At 75.1% G+C, this 3,657-nt stretch carries 2 protein-coding genes; both read left to right on the top strand.

Going from position 1 to position 3,657, the window contains the following annotated elements; genetic code table 11:
* On the top strand, positions 1-1,067 hold a 1,067-nt coding region (locus MHW47_RS33420), incomplete at its 5' end, for a hypothetical protein (RefSeq protein WP_239227600.1).
* On the top strand, positions 1,064-3,655 hold the full coding sequence (locus MHW47_RS33425; protein ID WP_239227601.1) for an AAA family ATPase: 2,592 nt from the start codon (positions 1,064-1,066) through the stop codon (positions 3,653-3,655). The genes MHW47_RS33420 and MHW47_RS33425, both read left to right, overlap by 4 nt.
* Positions 3,656-3,657: the final 2 nt, after the last annotated feature.

Here is a 3,657-nt window from a genome sequence, read left to right on the forward strand (position 1 = left end):
AGGACCCCCCCCGCCGCGCCCTCGCCGAGGAACGCGCCGAACGGCGCGCCGAGGCAACCCGGCTGGCCCAGGACATCGACGCCCTCACCGTGGACCGCGCCCGCGCCGCCCGCACCGTGCGGACCTGGCTCGCCGACGCCCGCGCCCTGGCCGGCGACCTCGCCGACGCCGGACTGCACGAGCGCTACGCCCCCGGCGCCCTCGACCGGCTCACCGGCCGGATCGCCACCGCCGAACAGAACGCGGCCGAGGGCCGGTTCGACGCCGCGCTGGCCCTCGCCCAGGAGGCCTGCCACGCGCTCAGCGACCTGCGCGCCGACACCGAGCAGCGCGAACTGGAACGCTGCACCGCCCAGATGGCGGCGATCGACGCCCTGGCCACCGTCGCCGAGGAGATCGAGAGCAGCCGGGAACAGCCCGTCACCGGCCCCGACGGAGCCGTCCTGCCCGACTACACCGTGGACGTGTCCTACTGGTCCGAGGGGGACTGGGACCGGCTGCGCACCGAGGCCGCCGACATCCTGGACCGCGCCCGCGACGACGCCACCGCCACCGACGAACTCCTGCTGCTGCGCGACCGGGAGGCCCCCCGCCTCGGCGAGGAACTCGGCGACACCGTCAGCCGCGCCACCATGCGCCACCTCGCCTCCCAGCTCCGCGTGAACCTGGCCGACACCGTCGCCCACACCCTCAGCCGGCTCGCCTACTACGACTTCGTGGACGGCGAGTACGAGAACGCCGACCCGCGCGGCGCGTACTACGCCAAGCTCCGCCACGAGAACGGCAACGAGATCGTCCTCGACATCTCGCAGGCCGCCCCCGACTCCGGCGAACAGGTCGTCCGGGTGCTGTCCTACGACTACGACATCACCTCCGAGGAACAGCTCCGCGACCGCGCCGAGGCCGTCCGCCTCGCCCTCGCCGAGGGCGGCCGCGCCGTACCGGCCGCCCCCGAACCCGAACCCGGCGCCCCCGACCGCCGCTACCTGGACATCGAGGGCCACCGCAGGCGCGCCCGGCAGACCCGGCCGGACCAGGGGCAGGAGGAGCGGGGGAGCGGCGGATGAACGGCCCCGGCACACCGGAGCGCCCCACCGCCGGGCCCGTCGTGGAACGCCTCGACGCGACCGCCCTGCGCGCCGGCGAGCCGTTCACCCTGCTGTACGGACCCGGGGCGGGCGACATCTTCGTGGACACCGCCCACCAGCTGTGCCGGCTGGAGGAGGCCCTGTGGCGGCTGCTGCGCGCCGAGGGCTACGAGCGGATCGTGTTCAGCTCCAGCGACAACCCCGTCTACTTCCGGGACACCGCCTCGCGCGACCTCTCCCGCCCCGGCGGGCCGCCCCCCGGCGGCGCCAGGACCGGGCCGCCCGTCATGCACACCCCCGGCATGCGCGGCCCGATGGGCAACCTCCGGGTCACCGGAACCCCCGCACCCCGCCCCGACAGCACACCCCCGCCCGCGCCGGGACCGCGCCCCGCGCCCGGGGTCAGCGACCCGTTCGCCGTGATGACCCTGCGCGGATACCTGAGACAGACCCGGCACCGCACGGCCGTCGTCTTCGCGCACGCCGAGGACACCCTGCTGCACCACCGCGCCCCCCGCGACCTGGCCGCCGCCATGGACGGCTGGGCCGACGAGCACGGCAACGGCAACCTGTGGCTGATGGTCTTCCGCCAGCCCGGCCTCGACGAGGTGGTCCGGTTCCTGGAATCCTGCCGCGCCTACCCGGCCCTGGAGGCCCTGGTCCGCCATCAGGCGGGCCAGCCGGGCCGCCCCGGCACAGCCAGGATCGACTACCCGCCCGCCGCCGAGGTGGCACGGCTGATCCACGCGGTACGGCTGCGCACCGGGCTGCGCGTCGCCGACTGGCGGGAACTGGACACCGTCGTCAAGGCCATGGGCAGCCACCCCCGCACCGTACGCGCCTGGCGGGCCTGGCTGGAGCGGCTGGCCGACACACCCGGCGCCGCCCTCGGCCCCGCCGCCGTGCGCGAGTCCTTCCCCGGCATCACCACCGCCGACCCGCGCGGCGCCTGGCAGCGGCTGGAGGCCATGCCCGGCCTGGACGGGGTGCGCCGGCGCTTCGAGCAGCTGCGGTCCGAGACCGAGACGGCCCGGGCCCTGCACGCCGGGGGCCGGGCCGGCGTCTTCGAACCGCCCTCGCTGCACCTCGCCTTCACCGGCAACCCCGGCACCGGCAAGACCACCGTGGCCCGGCTGGTCGGGGAGATCTACCGGGACCTCGGACTGCTGGCGCGCGGCCACGTCGTCGAGGCGAAGATGAGCGACCTGGTGTCCGGCTACGTCGGCCAGACGGCGGGCCTCACCGACGCGACGATCGACCGCGCCCTGGACGGCGTGCTGTTCATCGACGAGGCGTACGGACTGAGCGACCAGCGCGACGGCTTCGGCAACGAGGCCATCCAGGCCCTCCTCACCCGCATGGAGAACGACCGGGGCCGGCTGGTCCTGATCGTCGCCGGCTACCCCGACAAGCTGAACGAGTTCCTGGAGGCCAACCCCGGCCTCAGGAGCCGGATCGCCGAGGACAACGTCCTGGACTTCCCCGACTACCCGCCGCAGACCCTGCACGCCATCGCCCTGGCCCGGCTCCGCGAGCGCGGCGCCGTCCCCGCCCCCGAGACCGAGGCCCGGATGCTCGCGATCGCCACCGAGATGCACCGCACCCGCGACGGGAACTTCGGCAACGCCCGCGAGATGCGCACCCTCGCCGACGCCGTCTTCACGCACTGGTCCCACCGGGTGCGCAGCCGGGTCGACGAACCCGTCCTCCCCGACGACCTGCCGGAGCGCTACCGCGCCTACCTGGACCGGCCGGCCCCCGACCCCGCGCGGCTCCTCGCCGGACTCGACGCCTACGTCGGCCTGGGCCCCGTCCGCGAGGTCCTGGCCAACCTCGCCAAGCGCAAGCGGCTGCACCAGGCCCGGGGCGCGGGCGAACTCGTCGCGCCCCACCTGCTGTTCACCGGACCGCCCGGCACCGGCAAGACAACCGTGGCCCGGCTCGTGGGCGACCTCTTCCGCGACCTGGGCCTGCTGCGCAAGGGCCATGTGGTGCAGGCCAGCCGCGCCACCCTGGTCGGCACCCACATCGGGGAGACCGCCCCGATGGTCCGGCAGGCCGTCCAGGACGCACTGGACGGCGTCCTGTTCATCGACGAGGCGTACAGCCTGGTCGGCGACGCGCGCTACGGCGGCTACGGGAAGGAGGCGCTGGACACCCTGGTCCTGGAGATGGAGCAGTGGCGGGGCCGCTTCTCCGTGATCGCGGCCGGCTACCCGCGCGAGATGGAGCAGTTCCTCGACGCCAACTCCGGTCTGCGCTCCCGCTTCAGCGAACGCGTCCCCTTCCCCCACTACGGCCTCGACGACCTGCTGGAGATCCTGCGCCGGATGGCCGCCGCCCAGGGCTACACCCTGGGCTCCGCGACGGCCGCCCGCGCGGGGGAGTGGCTGCGGGCCACCCAGCGCCGCGACCCGGCCGGCTTCGGCAACGCCCGTACCGTACGCAAACTCCTGGAACTCATGGAAGCCCGCCTCGCCGACCGCTTCACCGGCGACCCGGGCGCCCCGGACGCCGCGGACTTCACGGTGCTCCTGCCCGACGACGTCCCGCCCCCGCCCCTCTGAGA

This window comes from Streptomyces sp. OfavH-34-F, from assembly GCF_022347745.1.
Taxonomy (GTDB): domain Bacteria; phylum Actinomycetota; class Actinomycetes; order Streptomycetales; family Streptomycetaceae; genus Streptomyces.

Coding starts and splice junctions, on each gene's coding strand:
- MHW47_RS33425 (WP_239227601.1), top strand. CDS start 1,064: ATGAACGGCCCCGGCACACCGGAGCGCCCCACCGCCGGGCCCGTCGTG.